20 protein-coding genes and 1 riboswitch are annotated in these 26,304 nt (G+C 37.6%); of the genes, 6 read left to right on the top strand and 14 right to left on the bottom strand.

The window, feature by feature from the left end:
- Positions 1–6: 6 nt before the first annotated feature.
- From MUN88_RS02505 to MUN88_RS02520, 4 genes are all read left to right on the top strand, one after another.
- Positions 7–2,070, top strand: a complete 2,064-nt coding sequence (locus MUN88_RS02505) for an ATP-dependent nuclease (protein WP_244720457.1) — start codon at positions 7–9, stop codon at positions 2,068–2,070.
- A 1-nt stretch (position 2,071) separates the two neighbouring features.
- A complete protein-coding gene (locus tag MUN88_RS02510; RefSeq protein ID WP_244720460.1) occupies positions 2,072–3,826 on the top strand; it encodes a UvrD-helicase domain-containing protein in 1,755 nt (584 codons plus the stop codon).
- A gap of 410 nt (positions 3,827–4,236) precedes the next feature.
- Positions 4,237–5,076, top strand: coding sequence for a hypothetical protein (locus MUN88_RS02515; RefSeq protein WP_244720462.1), 840 nt, complete (start codon positions 4,237–4,239; stop codon positions 5,074–5,076).
- 111 nt (positions 5,077–5,187) lie between these two features.
- Complete coding sequence (locus MUN88_RS02520) at positions 5,188–5,337, top strand: hypothetical protein (RefSeq protein ID WP_244720464.1); 150 nt, start codon at positions 5,188–5,190, stop codon at positions 5,335–5,337.
- 79 nt (positions 5,338–5,416) lie between these two features.
- On the opposite strand, the gene guaA is transcribed toward MUN88_RS02520, so the two are convergent.
- The 6 genes from guaA to MUN88_RS02550 all read right to left on the bottom strand — a co-directional run bounded on the left by guaA (position 5,417) and on the right by MUN88_RS02550 (position 15,398).
- Entirely contained in the window at positions 5,417–6,937 is a 1,521-nt protein-coding gene (gene guaA / locus MUN88_RS02525) for a glutamine-hydrolyzing GMP synthase (protein ID WP_305852503.1), read from the bottom strand.
- A 184-nt stretch (positions 6,938–7,121) separates the two neighbouring features.
- Positions 7,122–7,224, bottom strand: a riboswitch (purine riboswitch).
- Positions 7,225–7,309: 85 nt separating this feature from the next.
- A complete protein-coding gene (locus MUN88_RS02530) occupies positions 7,310–9,523 on the bottom strand; it encodes a DUF4129 domain-containing transglutaminase family protein (RefSeq protein ID WP_244720468.1) in 2,214 nt (737 codons plus the stop codon).
- Positions 9,520–10,791 carry a DUF58 domain-containing protein gene (locus tag MUN88_RS02535; protein ID WP_244720470.1) on the bottom strand — a complete coding sequence of 424 codons (1,272 nt, stop codon included), beginning with the start codon at positions 10,789–10,791 and terminating at the stop codon, positions 9,520–9,522. The genes MUN88_RS02530 and MUN88_RS02535 overlap by 4 nt, the downstream gene beginning before the upstream one ends.
- Entirely contained in the window at positions 10,788–11,738 is a 951-nt protein-coding gene (locus MUN88_RS02540; RefSeq protein WP_244720472.1) for an AAA family ATPase, read from the bottom strand. The genes MUN88_RS02535 and MUN88_RS02540 overlap by 4 nt, the downstream gene beginning before the upstream one ends.
- 871 nt (positions 11,739–12,609) lie before the next feature.
- Positions 12,610–13,977: a TrkH family potassium uptake protein gene (locus MUN88_RS02545; protein ID WP_244720475.1), complete on the bottom strand. Its 1,368-nt coding sequence runs from the start codon at positions 13,975–13,977 to the stop codon at positions 12,610–12,612.
- A 50-nt stretch (positions 13,978–14,027) separates the two neighbouring features.
- Complete coding sequence (locus MUN88_RS02550) at positions 14,028–15,398, bottom strand: TrkH family potassium uptake protein (RefSeq protein ID WP_244720478.1); 1,371 nt, start codon at positions 15,396–15,398, stop codon at positions 14,028–14,030.
- A gap of 189 nt (positions 15,399–15,587) precedes the next feature.
- On the opposite strand from MUN88_RS02550, the gene MUN88_RS02555 reads away from it, so the two are divergent.
- Entirely contained in the window at positions 15,588–16,244 is a 657-nt protein-coding gene (locus MUN88_RS02555; protein WP_244720481.1) for a DUF4396 domain-containing protein, read from the top strand.
- A 976-nt stretch (positions 16,245–17,220) separates the two neighbouring features.
- On the opposite strand, the gene MUN88_RS02560 is transcribed toward MUN88_RS02555, so the two are convergent.
- The 6 genes from MUN88_RS02560 to MUN88_RS02585 form a co-directional block, all read right to left on the bottom strand.
- Positions 17,221–18,273, bottom strand: coding sequence for an ABC transporter ATP-binding protein (locus MUN88_RS02560; RefSeq protein ID WP_244720483.1), 1,053 nt, complete (start codon positions 18,271–18,273; stop codon positions 17,221–17,223).
- 20 nt (positions 18,274–18,293) lie between these two features.
- The gene (locus tag MUN88_RS02565) at positions 18,294–19,115 is read right to left on the bottom strand and encodes a carbohydrate ABC transporter permease (protein ID WP_244720486.1); all 822 of its coding nucleotides are present in this window, start codon (positions 19,113–19,115) and stop codon (positions 18,294–18,296) included.
- A 12-nt stretch (positions 19,116–19,127) separates the two neighbouring features.
- Positions 19,128–20,090, bottom strand: coding sequence for a carbohydrate ABC transporter permease (locus MUN88_RS02570; protein WP_244720489.1), 963 nt, complete (start codon positions 20,088–20,090; stop codon positions 19,128–19,130).
- A 90-nt stretch (positions 20,091–20,180) separates the two neighbouring features.
- The gene (locus MUN88_RS02575) at positions 20,181–21,512 is read right to left on the bottom strand and encodes an ABC transporter substrate-binding protein (protein ID WP_244720492.1); all 1,332 of its coding nucleotides are present in this window, start codon (positions 21,510–21,512) and stop codon (positions 20,181–20,183) included.
- 15 nt (positions 21,513–21,527) lie between these two features.
- Entirely contained in the window at positions 21,528–22,349 is an 822-nt protein-coding gene (locus tag MUN88_RS02580) for a metallophosphoesterase family protein (RefSeq protein ID WP_244720495.1), read from the bottom strand.
- Positions 22,350–22,369: 20 nt separating this feature from the next.
- Positions 22,370–23,161 (bottom strand): tyrosine-protein phosphatase, encoded by a 792-nt coding sequence (locus MUN88_RS02585; RefSeq protein WP_244720498.1) that lies wholly within the window; start codon positions 23,159–23,161, stop codon positions 22,370–22,372.
- Positions 23,162–23,474: 313 nt separating this feature from the next.
- On the opposite strand from MUN88_RS02585, the gene MUN88_RS02590 reads away from it, so the two are divergent.
- Entirely contained in the window at positions 23,475–24,119 is a 645-nt protein-coding gene (locus MUN88_RS02590) for a GntR family transcriptional regulator (protein WP_244720502.1), read from the top strand.
- 625 nt (positions 24,120–24,744) lie between these two features.
- Here the strand turns inward: MUN88_RS02590 and MUN88_RS02595 are convergent.
- The gene (locus tag MUN88_RS02595; RefSeq protein ID WP_244720505.1) at positions 24,745–25,422 is read right to left on the bottom strand and encodes a uracil-DNA glycosylase; all 678 of its coding nucleotides are present in this window, start codon (positions 25,420–25,422) and stop codon (positions 24,745–24,747) included.
- 2 nt (positions 25,423–25,424) lie between these two features.
- Entirely contained in the window at positions 25,425–26,303 is an 879-nt protein-coding gene (rbsK, locus tag MUN88_RS02600) for a ribokinase (RefSeq protein WP_244720507.1), read from the bottom strand.
- Position 26,304: the final 1 nt, after the last annotated feature.

Consider the following 26,304-nt stretch of genomic DNA (forward strand, 5'->3'; position numbering starts at 1 on the left):
AATCAAATGTATATTTCTAATGTTACAATAAAAAATTTTAGGAGCTTCGATTATACTAGTATTGATTTTCATGAAGGTATTAATGTATTAATTGGCCATAATAACTCAGGTAAGTCTAACTTACTACGTGCTTTAGCTATAATATTTGATAACTCAGTCAGAAAGCAACTTTCAGTAGATGACTTTAACAACTCATTGACAATAGAAGAATTAAAAGCGTCTCCTAAAATAGTAATTTCAGTTTCCCTTACACAGTCAAATAATGAAGATTTGATGGGTGATGAATTAGTAACTGTAAGTAATTGGTTGACAAAGCTTCAAGAACCATATGAAGCAAAAATACAATATGAATTCTTTCTGCCTATCGGTGAAGAAGAAAAATATGTTGCTGCTGTGAAAAATGCAAGTTCTAGAAATGAAATTTGGGATATAATTAAAAATCAATTTATTAGATTATATATTAATAAAACCTGGGTCGGTAACCCAGAAAATCAAATTAGTGTAGATAATGATAGTTTAAGTAAATTTGATTTTCAGTTTTTAGATGCAATACGGGATGTAGAACGAGATATGTTTAGCGGAAAAAATACATTACTAAAAAACGTAATAGATTTTTTTATAGACTATGATATAAAATCTGACAAAAGTATTACAGAAGGAGAACAAAAACAGAAACTCAGAGAAAGAAAGGATAATTTTTCTACTGATTCTCATATTTTAATTAAAAATATTCAACAAAGATTAGAAAGTGGAAATAAAGAAATTCTATCTTATACAGATGGAATTGGAGCATCTTACGATAAATCAGAACCAGATTTTGAAGGCAATATTACTGAAAGTGAAATCTATACCGTATTACAATTAATAGTTAAACAAGAAACGGGAATGACAATACCTATAACTCATAATGGACTTGGATATAATAATTTAATTTTTATGTCTTTATTGCTGGCAAAAATGCAGGTGGATTCTGACGGAAAATATTTGGGTAATAATGCGAAGGTATTCCCTATACTAGCTATTGAAGAGCCAGAAGCACATTTACATCCCACTATGCAGAATGAATTCATTAAATTCTTAAAAAATAATATAGATAATAAAAAAGTAAAACAAATATTTATAACATCTCATTCAACCCATATCTCATCTGCTACAGAACTTGACGATATTATTTGCTTATACACAAATGATGGAAAAAGAAATGTGAGTTATCCTGGGCAAGTGTTTACGGAAGCTAAAAGCAAAAAATATGTGCAGCGTTTCTTAGATGCTACTAAATCAAATATGTTATTTGCTGAAAAAATCATATTTGTTGAAGGAATAGCCGAACAATTATTATTACATGTATTTGCAGAATACCTAGGAATTCCTTTAGAGAAATATCATGTCGCAGTAATCAGTGTAGGCGGAAAATATTTTGAACATTTTTTACATCTATTTGATAGTAATAATGATGGTACCATTAATCGTAGAATAGCTTGTATTACTGATTTAGATCCAATGAGAAAAGAGAAACAAAGTGATGAAGACAAACAAAAAAATAGCTTTAAAGCTTGTTATCCCTTTGAATATGAGGCTAACTTAAAAGAATTTCACTATTCGAGGAATACTTCAATGGATCAATATTTAAATGATAAACACAGTAATATAAAAGCCTTTATTCAACCTGAAAAGTATGGGAAAACATTAGAGTATCAGATTGTACTTGATAATCCATCATTAGAATTATTAATTACAGACTCTATCTCTAATAAAATAGAATTAAATGATTTAATGGAATTATATAAAGATGATAAGCCTTTAACTGAATTATTAAATCGTTTATCTGATTCTAAAGAAAATACTCGAATAAAATCTTCTTTACAAAATGCAAACGAAAGATGGACAGAAGATAATAAAAAGAAAGCATTGATCGCTTCTCGATATTTAAATTCTATCGGTAAAGGGGAAAATGCATTAGAGCTTGCTGCAACATTAAAAGATAATTTAGAACTAAAGGGAAAAGATGAATATAAAAATTTTGTAGTACCAGATTATATAAACAAAGCTATTCAATGGGTGTGTGAATAATATGATTATCAATGCTCAGACAAAACTAGATATAAATCAAGGGTTTAAAGTAGAAGCAGGACCTGGTGCTGGAAAAACCGAATTTTTAGTAAACCATATCAAACATGTAATACAGATATCTGAAAAACTGAATCGTACCAGGAAAATTGCTTGTATCACCTACACTAATACAGCTGTTGAAACAGTTCTGAAAAGACTTGGAAAGAGTGTGTCAAATAGAGTAGATGTATCTACAATACACAGTTTTTTATATAAGAACGTAGTTAAACCATATTGTTACTTTCTACCAAAAGAATACGAAGTTAATATCCAAAAATTCAAAGGACATAATGATCCAATCGTAATTAATGCTTATATGCGAAAATGGTTAGAAAACACTGATTTAAAAGGGCTGAAAAATCCTAATACTAAAAATCAGATTTTGAGAATGCCCGATCAAAGTAAGGCTCTACAAAATTGGCTACTATCTATGAAAACCTTTTATGAAAGTAATAATATTGAATTCCACTGTGATCATAATAAGGCTAAAACAACAGATCCGAATAGTGAAAACATAACAAGAATTAGAAATTCAAACCTAAATATTCTACAAGAAGAATTATTAAACTATAAAAAAATATACTGGAAAAATGGACATATTGATCATGAAGATATTTTGTTCTTTTCATATATTTTAATAAAAAAGTACCCGTTTATCCTTACCATTTTACGAGCTAAGTATCCTTATTTTTTCATAGATGAGTTTCAAGATACCAGTCAAGTACAAGCTTTTATTATAGATGAAATTAAAAAGGAAAAATGTATAGTTGGTGTAATTGGTGATAAAGCTCAATCAATCTATGGATTTCAAGGAGCACAAGTGTCCCTATTTGAAAATTTTAAGGTTGACCAACTCAATTCCCATACTATCCTTGAAAACCATAGAAGTACGTACCAAATAGTTACTTTTTTAAATAATATAAGAAAGGATATCAATCAAAAACACTGTAATGAAGAAGAAAATATTCCTGTTTCAATTTTGGTTGGAGAACGGAACAAAGTTTTTCTAGAAGCAACTAGTATTTGCAATAATGAACTAATAACTTCTCTTTCCAGGGATAATATAATTTCCAATGCAATGAAAAATAGTATAGAGGGAAATAATCTTGATAAAAAATTGCTAGAAAAATTTAAGGAAATTGATAGTAGCAAGCAAAGAAAGAATTTTATATTCCCATTAATTCAAGCTGTTGAGTTAGCTGTAAACACTAAGTATAAAGAAGCACTAAAGAAAATAGAATGGCTTTACAGAGAGAATGAGAATCCTAAAAAACATGCACTCTATACCCTATCAAATATAATAAATAATTATAGTCAATTTAAGCAAGGGGCATTAATGGATTTCTATAACGCTTTGAGTGATGTATTAGATGTAAAACTCCCTGGATTCAGAAAGGGGAAAATTAAAGATTTTTATGAAAATACCATGTATCATGATTTGGCTATATGTGTGAACATTGTAGACGATATAAGTAGTCATATTACAATTCACAAAGCTAAAGGTGATGAATTTGAGAATGTCTTGATAATAGGAAATAAAGATACTGTAAATCTACTCAAACAACCTGATTTAGAGAATAATGAAGAACAAAGAATCTTTTATGTTGCCATGAGTAGAGCAGAAAAAAGATTATTTATACACTTCGACCATCTTAGTGATATAGATGAAAAATCTATTAAAAAGCTTCACGATGTAGATATTATGAGATTACAATGAAGAAGTTTTATAGCCTTACTAGATTTAGGAATATAAGGTCAAAAAAACATCTTTAATTGGTGATGCTCACAGTTAATACGTAAATTCTGACAAGATATTAACTAAAAATTTTTGAGTTACTTGAAAGATATATTAGCCAACAGAGTTTTTTCTATTAACAAAAAGTAACAACTTGATTTGAATTTAGTAACGAAAATTCTCTAAAGATATATTGCTCATGATTACCAAACGAAAAATAACTAAGAAGTACACTTAAAAGTATTAGATTATCATTGTTCGCGGAGAGACTTACAACATCTCATTTCATTAGAATCTTCATCATTATTTATATATTCTTAAGAAGATAAGTAATAAACCTTTTCTATTAACTGAAGTGTTTTAGACAAAAGCCAAGTATTGGGAGGAGTAACATGTCAGAAAGAGCTTTAAGTTTAGAATTAAATAAAAATATTCACGCTAAAAAAGCAAGTGAGCTTTCTAGGAATGGTATATTAAAGAACAAACGAGCTTTTCAATGTAGTGATACAAATTGTAGAATTGATCTCACATGCACAAACTGGAATAAAAGTGGAAAGAAATACTTTTTCACTCCCTCATCTAAAGAAGAATTGCATATCTTAGGGTGTACTGCAATTTCAACTAATGAAGCAAGCGAACAGTACAAAAAAGAAGCAGATGGAGCCAAAAGCACAATTAAGAAAAATGGTTTAATAAAAATGACTGAATCTATAAATAAAAATACAACCGACATCAAAGCAAAAACAGAGGATTTATCTGCAAATGATAACTTTATAAACACCAACTCTAGTACAACTAATAAAATAAGGTCTGAATCGAGACAATTATATTCAATTCCAAGTTTTGTCGAATTATATAAAGATACTGCTATTAATAATGAATCTCAATTCATATTAATTGATAAATCAAAAATTTCATTAAATGAGTTATTTGTAAAATCAAAATCCACTCATTTTACTAATAATAAAATAAGAATATTCTTTGGAAATGCTTTGATAAAAACTGCTTCGTTTGGGGAGAACATGCTTCAAATCGAATTCCTTAACAGTAAACTACCGAAAATTTATTCAAATATAAATAAGCTTTCAGCAAGGCCCCTTACTTCGAAAGTCCTTTCATACCTTGACAAAAACAAATATGCTTTTGTCTACTATCGTGGAAAGTTAATTGGCAATGGTACTAAATTCAATTCCTATAATGATAAGGTATATAAGGATATTTTTATAAAGTAGATTTTCTACATTTAAGCGATACACACTGATTCTAGCATTCATAAATTAAGGATTGAATCTTGCCAGATATTATGGTATATAACCTTAAATTATAAATAAGGGATACATGAATTGACAGAGGAAGAATGTATTAAATATTTTCCTGTATTACAAGCAGGGATTTTAATGATTTTAGATGATATGTTAGAAATGCTTCAAAGAGAAAAAGACGAAAAAAACTATAGAGATGAACTGGCTAGCATTTTGAGAGAAATTAAGTAGAGAATTATTGTTTGCAAAATATTAGCAATATAGAATATTAAGAGCTTAGAACCCTAAAATAAGGATTCCAAGCTCTTTTTTATTCCCACTCAATCGTTGCAGGCGGCTTACTTGTCACATCATACAGCACACGATTAATATGGTCTACTTCGTTTACTAATCGTACTGAGATTTTCTCTAATACATCCCACGGAATACGTGCCCAGTCAGATGTCATCCCATCGATCGATGTTACGGCACGGATACCGATCGCATAATCATACGTACGGGCATCACCCATAACACCTACACTACGAATGTCCGGTAATACCGTGAAATATTGCCAAATATCACGATCTAATCCTGCTTTTTTAATTTCTTCACGGAGGATCGCATCTGATTCACGAACAATCTCGACTTTTTCCGGTGTAATTTCACCGAGCACTCGAATACCTAGTCCGGGACCAGGGAATGGCTGACGCCAAACGATTTCATCTGGAACACCTAATTCTGTACCTAATGCACGTACTTCATCTTTGAACAACGTGTTTAACGGTTCAATTAATTCAAACTGCATATCTTCCGGTAACCCACCAACATTATGGTGTGATTTGATTGTTTGAGCTGTTTCTGTTCCACTTTCCACGATATCCGTATAAAGCGTACCTTGCGCTAAGAAATCCATATTTTCCAATTTCGCTGCTTCATCATCGAACACATAAATAAATTCGTTACCGATAATTTTACGCTTTTGTTCCGGATCAGAAACACCTTTTAATTTAGAAAGAAAACGATCCTGTGCGTCTACTCTGATAATGTTCATATGAAAATCATCTCGGAACGTATGCATCACGGTATCTCCTTCATTCTTACGCAGTAAACCATGATCTACAAAGATACACGTTAACTGGTCACCAATTGCTTTATGAATTAAAGCAGCTACTACAGAAGAGTCGACTCCACCGCTCAATGCACATAATACATTACGGTCGCCTACTTTGTCTCTGATCTTGTCAACTTCCATGTCAATGAAATTCGCCATTGTCCAGTCACCTGTACATTGACAAGCTTGGAATACGAATGTTTTTAACAGGTCATTTCCATATTCTGTATTACGCACTTCCGGGTGGAACTGCACGCCATATAATTGCTTTTCTTTATTACTCATCGCAGCTACTGGTGTGGAAGAACTGGTTGCTTCAATATCAAAATCTTTCGGTGCTTCAATAATTTTATCGCTATGGCTCATCCATACGACTTGCTCCATTGGCGTACCTTCAAATAAAAGAGATCCTTCTTTTACATGAATATCTGCTTTACCGTATTCTCGCTGGTTCGCACGTTCCACTACACCACCAAAATGATGTGTCATTAATTGCATACCATAGCAAATACCTAATACAGGAATACCAAGATCGAAAATTCGCTCATCACAACGGAAGCTATTTTCTCCATATACACTGTGAGGGCCACCAGACAAAATAATCCCTTTTGGATTTATATCTTTGATCTCTTCTATCGTTAATCGATGAGAATGTAACTCACTGTAGACTCCAAATTCACGAATACGTCGTGTGATTAACTGGTTATACTGACTACCAAAATCTAAAACCAAAATCATCTCATTGTTTACTTCCAAGTTGTCCACTCCTTCTATTATCAGTTCAACTCACCACACAGAAAGCGTGCGAAAGGAACTCGATTAGTGCCGAGCCTTAAGTCGATTACTTTCGTTTCATCCTATCGTTACCATTTTATAGAAATAAAAATCTGCCTTTCATCAAAAATCAGAAAGGCAGAAATCCCGACAAGACCTCCGCCTTCATAGTCCTGAACATTCACGGTGTTCTGGTAGAAACATTCGAGCCTTATTCTCGAACCTATATGAAGGTGAATGATGCATGGAAATGCTGCATCGATTTCTATGCGCACAGCTAGTACGTCAGTGGCACGCTTTAATTTTTATCTATTCTATCAATCGATATTAGCCTGGTCAAGCGAATATTTGATCACTCAACTCATCAAATAGTTCCTGTAACCGTTTTTCATCCTTGTCTATGGACGTTTGGTTACGATATAAATATTCTTCATAAGCAGTAGTAAGTGTTGACATTGCGGTAGTACCGAAGTGTTCATCTACTTCACTTGCATACTGTCTCAATGTTTGACCCGTTTTCCGTTTCAACCCTTGTTTACCAAGGATCTCTAATAGATATACATAGGCAGCTTCTACTTCCGACTTCTCTCTTAACCTTCTCCACTTACGCAGAATATACCAATTTCTTATTTCGTACCGCTTCAGATAAGCTAATACTGTTGCTGCTATGATGATTACCGCTGCTATGATCCATATATATAGCATATTGCCATCTGCATTATCCTGTCCAGCTGCAGCAGTTTCACTACTTCCATCATCTTCTGTTAACTGCTGTTTTTGCTCTTGTTCTTCTGCAGCCTCTTCTTGCTCTGTCTCTTCTGTTTCTGCTTGCTCTTCCTCTGCATTACCTACATCTACATCACTGGTTACCTCTTGATAGAAATCAGTCGGATTATTAAATCCACTGGTAGGCTCAAAAGGAACCCAGCCTGTACCTGGAAAATAAACTTCGACCCAGGAATGGGCATTATTGTTCGTCACTTCATACGTCGTATATCCTTCAGGAAGGTTTCGTTGGTCCATAATCTCTGAACCACCTGTGAAACCTTTTACCCATCTGGCCGGAATGTCTAACGAACGTAATAACACGACCATTGAGGTAGAGAAATTATCACAATAGCCAATTTGTGTCTCAAATAAAAATTGATCGACATAATCTTCCCCACGTTCTGGAACAGATACGTCTTCAATCTGATATCGATAGCCATTCGCGGCGAAATACCCTTCAATTGCCCGCGCTTTTTCATATCGGGTTTCTACTCCCTCGGTAATATCGCTGGCCAGCTCTCGCACTCTGTCAGGTAAACTATTCGGCAACTGCAAATACTGGTCACGGATAGAAGCTGGATCATCTGTTGGTAAATCTTTTAACTGATTTACGGAAAAAGATGGTGCCTCATACTGAACGGAATAAGCTTGCGCAATATTCTCTTCTGCTGATTCTGATTTTATCAAACCAGACTGTGCATCCATATAAAATTGACTTTGGCGGGAAGCAGCTATCATTTGAATACCATATGGATAGACTGCTTTCGTCAGCGCATTGCTATCCACTGGTTGTACTTGCCCCTGATACGCTGTTGTCTCCACCTGATCCACAAAAAACGTATTATTTCCAATCATACCATTGGTCAGCGGTTGATAATTTAATTCTTCGGAGCGCTCCCAGCCCTTACCGGTATAGACATCCTTCGTTTCGATACGCCAATAGATATCATCATGAGCAATCGCTTGAAATACAGGTGTATCGTCCTGCACAAATGATCCACCTAAGCGTGAATCATCTTCCCCATAACCCACTTTTTGGACGGCACCATTACTAAAACCAACATGACCAGCAGTACTTTCGATAAAAGGTACTGGATCTGGCCATTGCGGATCAGGTTTTGGTGAATAAATCCCCAATACGGTTGCCAGACCAACAATCAGCATAATCGGCAGCATCCATCCTACTACTTGTTGCTTGTAGTTACGCTTATCTACTTGTTTCATCAGATGGACATAACGACTTAGACCAAATACGATAAAAGAAATCACAAATGTTCGCACAATAGCAAGACGTGCATCATACACCGTGAATGTATCGAGGACAGCTAAATAGAAAAAGGTCAAGACAACAAATAAGAAAAATTTATTCGCAACTGTAAACCAATAATGAAGCAAATAACTCATCAGCCATAACACGATGAGAAACAGCATACTTCTGAAAAAGGAAGACATTGCGGCCAAATTATTTTCAAAGATAATCTCTAGATTGAATTGCCATTCCAGTTGCATGAACTGGACCCATTCCGAGGATAGCAAACGAGCATCAACAAACAAATAATCGAGTACAAATAACATCGAAAGAAGTTTCACCGCAAACCGGGCAATTTTATTTTCAGTAAAAAAAGAAACCGCAAAACAAATCGCTGTAAAGATAACGAACAAGTAAGAATTACCTGTATCTGTTATTTGCTCTAATGGCCTTAGCCACTCCCAAAACAACAGAAACCCTGCACATAACAGGATAAACGTAGAGACTGTTTCCAACGAAATCTGTTTTTTCATCTGGATGGATGCACCTCCCAGTGATCTTGTCTTAGTTGTTGTTCACTGACAACTTGAACTGCAATTTGTTTTGCCCGGAGAAGCTGGACGTATTTCGTTTCTGTTGTACGCAGGTCTTTCTCTGAGATGATATAACAAACAAAAATTCGGTAATCCTGATTTCTCCAGTGCGCAAAACGTTCAATTAATAATTCGTCTAACTCATGTATAACAAACAAAACGATACTGCCTTTCGCAATTTCACTTAGTGGTGCAGAGATTTGTTCTGCTAAGGAAATTTCTTTTTCTTGCTCCACTGTTGTAAGGTAATGCTGAATGGCAGGAAACTCAAATTGTAATTGTTGATGTGAAAAGAACCTTTCTTGTTTACCAAAGGTATAGAAGGAGATATTTTGCCCCTTTTTCCGAAGCGCCTCCAGAACTGAAGCCGTCCATTCTATGGCTGCTTCAAATCGCAATGGCTGTTGATCTGAAAAACCGCCAATATCCAGCACGACGGCGATATTGGAATCTTTTTCTTGCTCAAATTCTTTCGTCATTACGGTATTTTTACGTGCAGTCGTCTTCCAATCAATCCACGAAAAACGATCACCAGGAATATATTCTCGAACACCGGACACGATATTTGTAATTTTATCGTCATGTACCGTAGAAGATGCCGCTCCTTCCTCTAAGCTCATAGACGTGTGACGCCATTTCATATCCTGAACAGCTGGATAGACAATTAACTCATCTATTACGTCAAAACGATGATCAGCTTCGACAAATCCAAATGGATCCCCAATTTTTAACATAATGGTCTGCAAGCGATGCATCCCTCTAGGCAAATGATCCAACGTATACGTAATCACGACATTCTTTTTAAAACCTGGGTAAACCACTTGCTTCCCCATACGCTTTCGATGCAGCAATGCCGGATTACTTAAGTCGCGATATTTCTTTTTGCCGGGATCCTGGAAAGCTAAGCTATCTGGTAAGGGATCTTCTATTACAAGAAAGAAAATAGGAAATCGAAAGCTTCTCTTGATGGTGATGGTAACATCGACCATTCCACCCGTTTCGGTATAGCGTGCCGACAATTGTCTTGCCACCTTCCAGTTATGAACGGGATAAAAAGGAATGATGATCATATAAATGACAATCGGAAGCATACTGTAGAAGAGAAACCAACTGACGAAGCCTCCTTGAAACATGGCAAAAACAAATAAAACGCCTAATAACAGTACTAATTGTAACGATTTTACGATCTTCCGGAAGACAAACTTCATCCATGCAGTTCCTTTCGTACCGGTACATCAATCTCTTCCAGAATTTGATGAATCAGCTTCATTTGCGTAATTCCTTCGTATTTCGCTTCCGGTCTTAAAATCACTCGGTGTGCCAATACAAATGGTGCCAGGAAGACAACATCATCAGGGATGACATAATCACGATTCTGAATATACGCGTATGCCTTGGCAGCTTTCATTAATGCTATCGAACCACGAGGACTAACACCTAATTGGACATATGGACTGCTCCGAGTAGCAGATACCAGCTTGACAATATAATGCTTCACAGTCTGATCCATATATAGACCTTCTGCCTGTTCTTGTATTTTCAACAATTGTGCTTTATCAATAACCGGCGAAATCGTCTCTATAGGGTGAACCCGATCGGTTCTGTTTAACATCTCTAATTCATCATTTTCATTAGGATATCCCATGTTCAGCTTGATTAAGAAACGGTCCAGCTGTGCCTCAGGCAACGGATAGGTCCCTTCATAATCTACTGGATTTTGTGTTGCCATTACGAAGAAAGGCTTTTCTAATGATTTCGTCATTCCATCTACAGTCACGTTCATTTCTTCCATTGCTTCTAGTAGTGCGGACTGTGTCTTTGGTGACGTTCTATTAATCTCATCCGCTAAAATGATATCCCCAAAGATGGGCCCACTTCGGAATTCAAATACCATATCTTTTGGATTATATATAGAAACACCTGTTACATCAGAGGGTAATAAATCAGGAGTAAACTGGATACGCTTAAACTGACAATCTAGTGATTTGGAGAGTGCACGCACCATCATTGTTTTACCGACGCCTGGCACATCCTCCAATAATACATGCCCATCAGCTAATAGTGCAACAAGACTTAGGGTGACTTCTCGTTCTTTTCCTATCAGTACTTTTTCGATATTTTCCAAAATCTGCGCTACTTCTTTCTGATATTCCATCTTTTCCGCCTCCGTTCTACTCAATGACTGCAATTTAACAATAGTACTTAACTATTACTATACTATACTAGCAGGGTACAATCCTACTGATTAATCTAACTAATGAATGAAAATTTTGGGATTTTGTCAAAAAAGCGTGTTTGGCATGAAACACGTTCTGCTTTCTAGTGACAGCGAAGTGATGAATGAAGCCGATCGCGTTAACTTCCTATAATGCGGATTATGTAAAGTGGATCTGTATGACAATGCGGTCATTTTGAAATGTTTTATGTGCGTAGCAAAGCTCCGGAAATATGCTCCGCGTCCTGTGGGCACGGCTTCAGCTAACTTTGGAAAGAAAATTCTTTTCTTTCCAAAGTGGATCTTCAGCTCGCGCTGATTCCACGGGAGTCTCCGCATATTTCCTACGCTTAAGAAAGTGCTACAACGTATGGAACAGTTAAAAGCAGTGGTTCTAGGCATTCAATCAAATGCTATTATTTATGGACAATTAGGGATGCCGATCAAAATCCTAGCTCTTACAAAAGTTGTAGAGTACCTATCCTAGCGTAGGCCAACCACGTAGACTCCCGCGGGACATGCAGGTGCTGAAGATCCACTACGTTTTTGCCTGCGTCTTCAAGTATCGCTTCGAAGTGAGCTTCCTCGGCACAAGGCAGCAAAGGAGAAGTTCAAGTAGTAGCCTAGCTTCAGCCGTGCCCCACAGGACGCGAAGTGATTGGCTGGAGCGGTCTCCTAGCACATGAACAATTTCAAAATTGCCACTAAGCTAGTGAACATAATCCGCATTATAAGAACCCATTTGCAATTTACCCTGATTTACACACTCTCTGCTTGCAATAGAAAAACCTCAAGCAACTGCTGCTTGAGGTTAGCCGATGATAATTCGTTCTGTTGGGTAGTGGAATCTGTCTTTTGTATCGTCTCCGCGGATAATGAACAGGAATGTAAAAATCCCGATTCTTCCGATAAACATTAGACACATGATCAGACATTTGCCGAAGATCGATAAGTCTGGTGTAATTCCCATCGATAGACCTGTCGTACCGAAAGCAGATGCAACTTCAAAAATGATCTCCATTAAAGAAAAAGGTTCTGTTTTGTTTAATAGTACAACCGATCCGGCACATAACATTAGGGACGTCGCAATAACGATAAAGGAACGCAACATGTCCTCCTGATGAATTTCACGATCAAATACTTTAATACTGGAATTCCCTTTTGCGTAATTCCAAATCGTCAAAAGCATAATCGCGAAGGTGGTCGTTCGAATCCCGCCACCAACACTGCTTGGCGACGCACCAATAAACATTAACACACTCATAAAAAACAAGGTCTCTGTCGAGAATTGTGTAACATCCATGGTTGCTAATCCACCACTTCGACTTGTCACCGATTGGAAGAGGCTGTAGAAAAAGGTTTCATGCCATGATTTGTCCACAAAAAAGGCATCCCGCTCTAATAAATAAATACAAATCGCACCAATGACAACGAGCCAAAAGAAGGTCACTGTGGTGATTTTGGTAAAAAGTGAGAATTTATGTCTGTCGTTTAAAGCTTTGGAACGGCCTTTTAATACTTCCTGTACTTCTACCAGTACCGGAAACCCAATGGCGCCGAGAATAATTAGAATCATATTGATAAATTGCACAAAATAATCATCAGCATATGGGATCAAGGAAGCCCCTGTAATATCAAGTCCACCATTAGTCGTAGCACTTACAGATGCAAAAATACCATGTCTGATCGCTTCTCCGACACCATCAAAATAACTGAGAAAATGAATCGATAAGATAGCCGCACCAACTACTTCAATTAATAAGATTAATTTAAATATGGCTAATAACAGTTTCACTAGTCCTGCAAGCGTCTTACTATTTTGATCAACCATAATCATTTTCCGGCTTCTTAAACCAATTTTCCTACCTAAAATAACCCATATAAAGGTCCCCATCGTCATAATACCAATTCCGCCAAGGTGTAAAATGACGGTGATAGCAATCTGACCAGCCGGGTTAAAGGTATCCGGTATGGAAACAACTGTCAGACCCGTAACACTGATCGCTGTAACAGCTGTAAACATCGCATCAATAAAAGGTAGATCGATCCCAGGATTATGAAAAAAAGGTAAGCTCACAATGATCGTTGAAATAACTACCGCCAGTAGGTAATACGTCACAATATGATGGATGGCGGACCATTGTTTGGTTTTCTTTTTAATTGTATCTCTAATTCCCATTCTTTGTACTCCTTACCCTTTTCGAAACTAGAGGATAGTTTACCATAATTCTAACCGATTATCATCTTTTCTTTTGGATAATGATAGCGATCTTTCACATCCTGTCCTCTTAAAAGGAAAAGGAATGAAAAAATACCGATGCGGCCGATAAACATTAAGACAATAATGATCAATTTTCCAGCGATAGATAAGTCAGGGGTAATGCCCATCGATAAGCCCGTTGTTCCAAATGCTGAGAATGCCTCAAATACGAGAGCCATATTGTTTAAAGGTTCAATCCAAATCAACAGGGTAATGGCTCCCCCACATAACATTAAGGCCGTGGTAGCGACGATAAATGAGCGTGAAACATCATCTGGATCAACTTCCCGTCTAAATACCTTGATCGTGTCATGCCCTTTCGCATAATGAAAAATTGCCAGCATCATAATTGCAAATGTTGTCGTCCTGATTCCGCCACCTACACTGCTTGGAGAGGCACCAATGAACATAAGCGCACAAAGTAAAAGTAAGGTGGGTGTACTAAATTCCGACACATCCATTGTAGCTAAACCGCCATTCCGTGTTGTAACTGATTGGAAGAGGCTGTAAAACAATGATTCATGCCACGCTTTCCCCTGCAAAAAGTGGTGATATTCAAACATATAAATACCAAGAGCCCCTACGATAATAAGAATAAAAAAAGTAATGGTTGTTACTTTTGTATACAACGAAAATTGATACTTCCATTCCAAATTTTTGTATCTGCCCCATAGTAATTCCTGCACCTCTAATAACACAGGAAAACCGATTGCACCCAAAATCAGCAACAGCATATTAATGAATTGTACATAATAGTCGTCCGCAAACGGGACTAACGAAGCACCTGTTATATCAAACCCCGCATTGGTCGTAGCACTAATCGATGCAAAAAAACCTTGCATAAATGCCTCCTGCCACGAATCGAAGTAACTTAAGAAATAAATGGCAAGTACAATACCACCAATAAATTCTATAACCAATACTGTCCGAAGAATCCGGACCATTAATTTCACAAGTCCTGCTAACGTGTTGCGGTTCTGATCAATCTGGATTAATTGTCTCGTACGAAAACCTACTTTTTTTCCGAGTAATATGTAGACAAAGGTTCCTAGCGTCATAATTCCAATTCCACCGAACTGGAGAACAAATGCTAATGCAATATACCCTGCATAATTAAAAGTATCAGCTGTAGAAAAAACCGTTAAGCCCGTAACACTAATCGCACTGACCGCTGTAAAAAAACTATCCAGCCATGATACGTGCATCCCTTCTTGATGAAAAAAAGGCATGCGTAGCAGAACGGTGGAAAAAATTGCCGCAGATAAGTAAAATAACACAATTAGTTGTATCCCTGATAGGTTTCCCAGTTTCTCATAAAGGGGTTTTATTTTAGCAAACACCTTATTCCCTTCTTTCTTTATTCATAGCTACAAAGGTCATTATAGCAAAAAATAACCAGAAAGCTCTATTATACGAAAAAATCATCAATATTTTTATCAATTCTTTCAACAGACCTCCAATAGGACATGTTTTATTAAAATAGCATCGGGAAAATAATTATAGTAGTGAAAAATGGACGAGGTGATGACATGCTTACGATTATTTCATGGATTGCGCTTAGTGTCGGCATCGCAAGTGCGCTTATTATACTGATCGATATTATTCGACACCCGCAAATGATGACAATTATGAACGTCGTTTGGCCAATAAATGGCTGGTTCTTTGGACCATTTGCCATATGGAGTTATTATAAATGGGGCCGGTTAAAAGCGAAAAATCTTGATATCGAAGACAAGCGTGGCGAAGCGGCAAAAGTGTTTATGTCTACAAGTCACTGCTCTTCAGGTTGTACGTTAGGAGACGCAGTAGGTGTTCCTTTTGTTGCCATTACCGGTTTAACGATTGCAGGGTCTACATTATTTACCCATTATACTGTACAATTTATATTGGCTTATTTATTTGGTATCATTTTTCAATTTTATGCGATCTATCCGATGCATAAGGATAAAGGTGTAGCACACGCTATCAGATCTGCCATTAAAGCCGATTCCTTATCTTTAATAGCATTTGAAATTGGCATGTTTGGCTGGATGGCGATTGTTCACTTTCTGTTATTTACACAGCCACCCGAGCCAACGACGCCAACCTACTGGTTTATAATGCAAATTGCAATGATTTTAGGTTTTCTTACCAGTTATCCTGCCAATTGGCTACTTGTTAAACAAGGAATCAAAGAAGCTATGTAAATAGTGAAAAAAAAAAACGGGCATAACCCGGTCTTAACTACAAAATAATATACAACTACCTGTAATATGGATTATGTTAAGTGGCACATATCGGTCATTTTGAAATGATTCACCTTTACCAGCCACTTTTTGCCCTGTGGGAGTCTATGTGCCGCCTGCGCTATGGTATGGTACAGACTTTTTAAGGAGACAAAACCAGCCGGGAAACACCAGCATTTGTCTTCTTTCTTTTTAAACACTACAAATCTTGTTGCACTGCTACCCACTTTTGTCTTCTTTCTTCCTAAACGATACAAATCTCTGGCTACTGCTTCCCACTTTTGGTCCCTTTCTCGCTAAACAATACAAATCTCTGATGACTGCTACCCACTTTTGGTCCCTTTCTCGCTAAACGATACAGGGCGTTTTTGATCGAATGCTCCCCTCTTTCGACCATTAACCGCATCTCACATACAGCTATGAAATAATTTACACATTTTACCACAATTCGTACTATAGTCTGTTTTATTCCAAATAATTACACAATTAAAATATGCCTTCTTGGCGTAGATGTCTAACATACTCTATCAATAGCTTCGTTTCTTCTTTTCTATAAAAAAGTAGACACTTCACTCCAACAACTATTGACGTGCGCCCACTGGAAACGAAGCAATTTTTAGGAGCTTTGGGGGAGTGCTACAGCATTTGTAACAGCTAAAAGTAAGGATTTTAAGCATTGTTACAGTGAATGATGAAATCGGTGGAGACTGCCCAAAATGCTACCTCTTGCGTCAGTTGTAAAACCAATACTAGGACGTAGACCAACCACGGAGACTCCCGCGCGCGGGACATGCAGGACGCGGAGTGGTTGGCCGGATCGGTCTCCCACTGAAACATTTCAAAGTTACCACTGTGTTAGTTGACATAATCCATATTATATAAGCACCCATCAATCATGTTTAGCATGTTTACTTCTATGACTTTACTTTTATATTTTCTAAGATCCCATCATTACCTCTTGCTTCATTTCCAAATCCTCCAATAAATGATATTGCGGTGGTACTCGATCCCCATCAGTATTAAAGAAAAACAAATTCCTTTTTGCGAAATGGAGTTTTATAGTGCCGTTAATCGCTTCCCATTCACTCGGAGTCTTTACATTTAATTTTCCGTAATCGGTTTGCACACGATAAATGGTTTCACCACCAAGCTGTTCAGTAGAAAGAAGCTCTCCTTCTAAGCAATAATCAAAGCTATCATTTACTACTTCTGTCGTCATACTGATTTTTTCAGGACGAATCCCTATCTTGTATTCTCCCATTTCCATGATATTCACTGGCGGTGAACCGATAAATTGTGCGACGAACAGATTCTGCGGGTTGGTATAAATATCTTTCGGTGTACCCTGCTGCATGACTTTGCCCTGGTTTAAAATAATAATGTACGATCCCATCGACATCGCCTCTATCTGGTCATGGGTGACATATAAGAATGTCGTTTTTAATTGTTGATGCAGTTCGATCAGTTCCTGACGCATGTGATTACGCAATTTGGCATCGAGATTGGATAATGGTTCATCCATAAAAAATGCGCCAGGCCGTTTCACAATCGCTCTCGCCAGTGCCACACGCTGTCTTTGCCCTCCGGATAACTGTTTTGGCCGCTTTTGTGCATGTTCTTTTAGTTCTACCATTTGCAGGACGTTGTCAATTATCGATTTCCTTTCCTCTTTCGTAACTTTTTTAATTTTTAAACCATACTCGATATTTTGATATACTGTCATATGCGGATAAAGTGCATAATTCTGGAAAACCATCGCAATATTGCGATCTTTTGGTTCCTTTTCCGTAATATCATCGGTGTCCATTAAAATTCTGCCGGATGACTCCTCTTCCAGACCAGCCAAAATTCTCAACAATGTCGATTTACCACAGCCAGAAGGACCTAGCAGGATCGTGAAGGAACCATCTTCGATCTCCAAATTAATATCATTTAGCACATTTGACTTTCCAAAAGATTTATTCAGGTTTTCTAATGTTATATTCGCCACTGTTCTCCCTCTTTTCTGTTTTATTTAATACCATAACGGACAAACGACTCAATAATATGTTTTCTTAGTAAGAAATAAATCAGTAAAATCGGTAAACATGAAATAGTTGTCGCAGCCATCAAGGAGCCCCACATGTTGACATCGGAATTGACAAAGGAACGTAAACCAATTTGAATTGGTGAATTCTCCATTTCCGTTGTAATCAACATCGGCCAGAGATATTCATTCCATCCACTGATAAATAATAAGATTCCTAAAGAAGCTACCGTTGACTTAATATTAGGTAATATAATTTTGACTAGAATAAAGAAATCCTTCTCCCCATCCAACCTCGCCGATTCAATTAATGCCTGCGGGAAGGAACGAAAACTTTGATACAGTGACAAAATGGCAAAAGTCGAAACAGATAAAGGAATAACAATACCAATCAATGTTTCATTTAAACCTAGCTGATTGATCAGTACGTAGTTTGGAATCATAATGACCTGCATCGGTATTAGCCATGACAGACTTAATATTGTATAAATAATGGTGGCACCTTTTACTTGCCACCTCACTAAAGCATAGCTCGTTAAGATACTGGTAACCAATTGCAATGCCGTTAACAGAATGGCGACAACAAATGAGTTAAGCATCATTCGTAAAATCGGCATTTCCTGAAAGGCATATATGTAGTTTTGAAACGTAGGAACCATCGGTATTAAGGAAGATGTGAATATTTCACTTTCGTTTTTAAACGATGAAATGATCATCCAATACAACGGAAACATCGCCAGCAGACTGAACACAATCATAATAAAATGCTGAAATACAGTCACGAATGTGAATCGTTTATGCTTCATCAGTGAGCCTCCCTAGTTATCATAAAAAGCATATTTTTTTGAAAACAGATTAAAAACAAATGCGATGATTCCGAACACGACAAAGAACATCAGGGCTGCGGCAGCACTAAGACCAACATCCATATTGGCAAAACCATATTTGTACATCTCATAATATATATTGGTCGATGTACCAAAAGGTCCCCCACGAGTTAACATATCGATATAAGCAAATGTCCATTGGCTCGAAAATAGTAAGCTCATCATTAGAATCAACAGAATCATCGGAGACAATAACGGTAATGTCAAATCCTTAAATTGCTGAAAACGACTCGCGCCATCAAGTGAGATTGCCTCATAATAATCCTTGCTAATCCCCGTCAATGCAGCGGAAAATAAGATTGTTCCAAAGCCCATCATCTTCCATCCCGTAATAAACAAAATCAACCACTTGGCAAATAACGGATCGGAAAAGAATGCGATGTTTGTATTAATAATACCTAGATCTAATAAAACGGTATTAACTAAACCATTTGTCGGGTGAAACATCCAGCGCCATATCGCTCCATCCGAGACAGGGGCTAAAATTAACGGAATAAAAAACATCGTCCGATATACGTTCTTCATTTTTCCTTCCATATTATGCGTCGCCACAGCAAGGATTAACGGAATGATAATCGAAAAGGGTATGATCCCAACCGTATAAAAAACAGTATTCAAAATGGACACACCAAAATCCTTGCTTGTTAAGAGCCGAACAAAATTTTCAAATCCTACCGGACTGGGCACTGTCCCCGGAACCATCCCCCACTTTTGAAATGCTAGAGAAAAAGTAGAAAACAACGGATAATACATCCAAATCCACAACAACAGAAAGGTAGGCAATAGATACAAGTACGGCTTGGCAAATAATCGTAATTTCTTGGCAGTGAATTTTTTCGATGGAACAGACTCCAATGTCGAAATCCCGATCGAATTTCCTTGATTATTTCGCATATCCTTCCATCCCTTATTCTTTAGAATTTGTATATCACTCGGCTTGCAAAAAGGGAAACCTCCCCCCCTTTTTCACAAGCAAGTATGCCATTATTTTAATAAACCATTAATTTCTTCTTGTGCATTGTTTAACGTATCTGCAACATCTGCATCTGTTGTAATTGCCTCCACAATCGCATCTGTGAAAATGGCTGATGTCTCTGCAGCGTTTTCTCCTGGCCAAATCGTAGTTGGTTGAATCTCTTCTAGTTGTTCTAAATTGATTTTATAAAGAGGATTTTCCTCAACAAATGGCTTTAAATATTCCTCTTGATCTGCCAGTTCTGTTCTTAACGGTAAATATCCAATTTCCTGTGTAATCGTTGTATATCCTTCAGCACCCGTCACATATTTAATGAATTCCCATGTCGCTGCTCGTTTTTCATCTGTATCGGGACGGACAGTAAGTGCACTTCCTGAATTGACAGGCACGCTTGGCTGATCACCGAATTGCGGTAACGGTCCGCCATACAACTCCCACCCGCCTGCTTCTGCAGCTGCTTTCATCCCACTATGCAAGGCCGTTGATGTAATATACATACCTAAATTACCAGCAAGAAACTGTTCAGGGACTTCTGTCGTGGAGCCAACTGCATGGGCACCGCTTTGGTAAATGTCCTTCCATATTTCCACTGCTTCGATGCCTTCTTCACTTGCAAACATTGCCTCAGATCGGTCTTCCGAAAGAATCTGTGCACCATTACTGAAGAAGACGCCATCTGTTACCCAGCCATTATCAGGCTCAAGTGCAAATCCGTCTTTTCCGGTCTCTTCTTTGATTTGCACGGCATATTCCTTCACTTCTGCCCATGTTTCAGGAGGATCATTAGGATCTAATCCTGCTTCTTCAAAGATCGAACCATTAATAAACACAATCGGTGTACTGAAGGTAAATGCTAATCCGTACATTTTGCCATCGATCACACCTAATTGTCGTGCATTTTCAGAGATTCCTTGTAAATGTTCTTCTAACTCATCTTCTGGAAAAACATCTTCATACGCTTGAAAACCAAGTGATAACCTGGATGCGTCCAACATCGGGAAGACGTTCTGTACGATATCTACTTCTTTCCCCGCTACAATATCTGCACGATACTGTTGGAAGTTCGGATCGGCTACCCCCTCTACTACGACACCTTTTTCTTTTCCGACAGTTTCATTAAAATCATTAATCAGCTTCTTCATCCCTTCTTTCATTGTCGGATATGCCAGGCTGTATGAATAGAAGGTAATCTTCGTCGGATTTTCTGGATCTAATTCAGGCAAAGTCGTTGTCGCTTCCCCTTCGCTTGCATTGGCATCCTGCACAGAACCAATTCCACAAGCCGACAAAAGTAATAGCACTACAGTAAAAACAATCAGGTTTTTGAGATATTTAGCCATTTGTTTGCCTCCTCTTTAAGCGTGTGTCATTTCGTCAATGCTATAACTGAATAGCACTTTATTTGTTTCTGGTACACGATTGACTTGTATTTTCAACTGTTTGTTTTGGATTGTGCAAACGTTAAATGCACTATTATTTGTAAAATGAGCTTGGACACCATCAAATTCTACGCCGAAGCAAGAACCTTCTGCAGCAGACGAAATAAAACCCGGGTATTGCTCGATTAGATTTTGATGAATATGTCCACTTAACACAGCGAACACTTCATCTTGATTTTGGACAACATTTAGTAATTCTTTTGAATTTTTCAAACTGTGTTCACCGAATGTTTGCTCCTCATCAATTGGATGATGGACGACAACGATAGAGCCATTTTCCGTTGTTTCTGCTAACTGTGCTTTTAACCATGTCAATTGCTCTTCACTTACAAGGCCAGTTCCACTCTTATCGTAGCTGGAATCTAATACGATTAAACGATAGCCATTGATCGCTTCTGTATAGAATAGCTCATCATTGCAATCTGTTTTCCCGTGGAATGTTTCCCAGTAAGCAGCAGTAACATCATGGTTACCTAAGCTAAGATATACAGGTAATGTGGTGTGTTCTTCCAGTAAAGCTTTATAATACTGGTAATCTCCCACACCACCTTCATGTACCAGATCACCTGATATCAGTATAAAATCAAGTTGTTCTTTATTATTTTCAGCAAATTGCAAGATTTTTGTTAATTGAGAGCTTGGGTTTGTGTTGATTTTGTCCAACCCTTCTAAAAAGCTTCCTTCATACTCTCTTAAAACATGGGTATCTGTTAAATGGATAAATTTTAATTCACTCATTATGAACACCTCTCCCTTTTTTATTCTAAGCAATAATCTTGTATTGCCTTGCGATCTTCAGCAGTTATGCCGTATTCTTGTTCGAGAAAAGCTTCAAAGCTATCATAGTTTTGCAAGATATTTTGATAAGACATGTCAATATAGCGTTCTTGTAATAAAAATTGCTCTTTGAATTTAGCTGCCTGTTCTTCTGAAACCATTCCATTTAACTTTTGAAAAATTTCACTATGGTACCCGTCTAATAGCACATTGGATAATAAGAAATCTTCTACTATTACTTCCCAATCGACCCCTAGTGTTAATAGAATCAGCATGCTTCCTACACCCGTTCTGTCTCTCCCTCCCGCACAATGCTGTACTAATGGGAGATTTAATCCCGGATTCTTTAATAGTGACATTAAATGATAATAGGAAGGGTTTCCAACTGGAATACTTTTGTACAGCTCCATTAAAAGGTCATTAGCGAAATATTCAAACTTCTCTGATTGCATGAATTCTTCGAGCGAATTATATGCTGGTTTTCCTGTTTCCTGATTGACCGATACTCTTATATAATTGACTCTTTCTAAATGAGGATCAGGTCTCTTGGTTGCCTCATCTGCAGTTCTGTAATCAAAAATCGTTCGGATGGCGATTTTTTGAATGTACGCTTTATCTTCTGCCGTCATATCTGTCAGGTCAGCTGCTCGAAATAGTAACCCTTTCTTGATAAAACGGCCATCCTTTGTTTTGATTCCACCCAAATCGCGGAAATTCATTACACCTTCTAGGTTAATCGGTTGACTGCTGTTTGCTTGTACATCGACACTCACGATTCATTTCTCCTTTATTTGTTTGGTAGGTACTATCATGAAAGTTATCATCACTCCCTTTCTTTGATTCTAATCCTTTATATTAAGTAGCATACTACTAGAATGTTAATTAAGTTTGAAGGAAATGTAAAAGTTTCATAAAGTGAGACGTATCAATGGGTTAACGTACGTTATGTCCTGCTTGAGTCTTTATATGATTGAGCGAATTAGTAGATTTTCATAAAATGAAACTAATGCTTTTCAGTCCTGTAAGTTTGATGTATTCTTATTACAATGAGTCATTAAGATTTGTCATATGAAGGGACTTTTGTATATGGAAGGAAATTCACTACTAGAAGATGCCTATCAAATTATTCGCAAAAAAATACTGACCTGTGCTTTACCGCCAGGCAGCTTACTATCCATTTATAAATTAGCCGAAGAACTGGAAATGAGCCGGACACCGATTTCAAATGCGATTGCACGATTAGAACGGGAAGGTTTAGTAACACCATTAAAAAATAGAGGAGTACTAGTCAAACAGCATTCTCCACGTGAGTTGATCGAAATGTTTCAGATCAATTACTCCTATCAGCTTTTTGTCTTGCATGTGGTAGAGAGAAAAGGTCATCAGTCCTTTGATTTAGAAGAATTAAGGAAGATTGTAGAAGAGCAGCAGCAGGCAAAAACAGAGCAGGATTATATCACTTATGTTCAGCTTTCATTAAAATTCATTCGAACATTTATTAGTACCATTGAAAATGAGGCAATACTTGCCCACGTTGATGCGAACAGTGACAAAATCATGATCAGTTCTGTCGCAGCCTATCATGCTTATCCAAATAAACGGATATACTCCGGATTGAGCTACAACCAAAAAATGCTCGAAGCGCTGGAGAACAATGACTTTGACCAGGCACGCCTTCACGCAGACCAATATTTTGATAAGGTAAAAGAGAGGATTATATTAAAAGTGTAATAAGAAGAAACTAATATCCGTGCTGACCACATTCACTATAGGTATCATGAAGGGACTCTATGTTTTTACGGAATAATAAAAACCGGGAAAGCCTACCCGATGCTGACTAACAAAATAATATGGATTATGTAAAGTGGAACTGTCTGATATTGTAGTAATTTTGATAGATTTCATCTGCTTAGCAAAGCTCCGGAAATATGCTCCGCGTCCTGTGGGCACGGCTTCAGCTAACTTTGGAAAGAAAATTCTTTTCTTTCCAAAGTGGATCTTCAGCTCGCGCTGATTCCACGGGAGTCTTCGCATATTTCCTACGCTTAAGTGAAGTGCTGCAATGTATGGAACAGCTGAAAGCAGTCGTGCTCGGCATTATAAATCATCAAATTAAGGTGTAAATCTCGCAGATAGTGCTCCATATCCTACCTGTTGCATTATTTGTGGAGCTATACATGAGCTTAGGCCAACCACGGAGCCTCAGCCGTGCCCCGCAGGACGCGAAGTGGTTGGCCCGAGCGATAGTCCAGCAGATAATATATTTCAAAATACCACTAAGCAGCTAGTTGACATCATCCATATTATAAGAACCCAATGTATAAAGAAAAAGGAACCGAAGCATCGGTTTCTTTTTTTATGAACGAATCTCCCAATCTATCGGCTCCAATCCATTCTCTTCTAATAATTGATTCGTCTTGGAGAATGGTTTGCTGCCGAAAAAGCCGCGATGTGCGGATAATGGGCTCGGATGGGGCGACTTGATCACATAATGCTTTGATAGATCAATAAGTGCTTGTTTCTTTTGAGCCGCAGCGCCCCATAAGATATAGACAACCGGAGTTTGTTTTTGATTTAGCGTTTGAATCACCTGATCCGTAAACTGCTCCCATCCTTTTCCTCTATGGGAGTGCGCCTGGCCTTGTCTGACTGTCAACACGTTATTCAGCAATAATACCCCCTGCTTGGCCCAATCCACTAGATAACCATGACTTGGGATTGGATGACCTAGGTCTGCATGCAGTTCCTTATAAATATTGCGCAATGAAGGCGGAAGACTGACCTCAGGTTTAACTGAAAAACTTAACCCATGCGCCTGGTCAGGGCCATGATAAGGGTCTTGTCCAAGAATAACGACTTTTACCTTTTCAAATGAAGTATAGTGTAATGCATTAAAAATATCATACATATTTGGATAAATGGTTTGATGCTGATATTCTTCTTTCAAAAATGCACGTAGTTGCTGGTAATAATCTTTCTGAAATTCTGGCTCGAGCCAATTTGCCCAATCATTGTGTAAAATATATTCTGTCATGATCATCGACCTCTACTTTGTGTTAAAAATGCTTCTACTTCCTGTTTTGTCGGTATACCGGCTTGAGCACCGATTTTACCGACTGAGATGGCAGCCGCTGCATTCGCAAATGTAACAGCCTCTGTTAAACTACATTTCTCTGCTAATGCAACAGCAAGCGCGCCATTAAACGTATCTCCTGCACCCGTCGTATCGACCACTTGTACTGGGTGCGATGCAGCCGCCCGCTCGATACCATCTTCCCAGTAGCTGACTCCTGCTTTTCCCTTAGTAATAATCAACTTTTCATCGTTTTGCTCTTGGAATAGCTGACTCCATTCTGTTTCATTAGGTGTGATATAGGTAGCCGCATCCCAAGCCGATGCAGCCAATGCCATCGCAGGAGCAGGATTAACAATCACCGGAATGCTATGTTGCTTACAAAGCTGCATACAGTATTCAATCGTTTCTTTCGGTATTTCAAATTGTAACAAAACATAGTCACTATTCAATATGGCTTCTTGTCTTTCTTTTATATAGTCTGGTGTCACTCGCTGATTTGCACCAGCTACAATCATAATGCGATTGTCTTGCTCTGATAAAATAATATTTGCCAAACCACTTGGCGTCTTTTGGATGCGATCCACATACTGTGCCGAAACCTGTTCATCTTGTAAATTGGTTAATAAGCTGTCCGCAAATGGATCATCACCAACACAGCCAATCATCGTCACATCAGCTCCGAGTCGCGCAGCTGCAACAGCCTGATTCGCACCTTTTCCTCCGGGCACCGTATGAAAATTTTTCGCTCTGACCGTTTCACCTTGTGACGGGACAGCGTCGGTTTCCGTAACCATATCCGTATTAATACTGCCCACTACTGTAATTCTTGGTTTTGTCACA

Source organism: Gracilibacillus caseinilyticus (assembly GCF_022919115.1).
GTDB lineage: Bacteria > Bacillota > Bacilli > Bacillales > Amphibacillaceae > Gracilibacillus > Gracilibacillus caseinilyticus.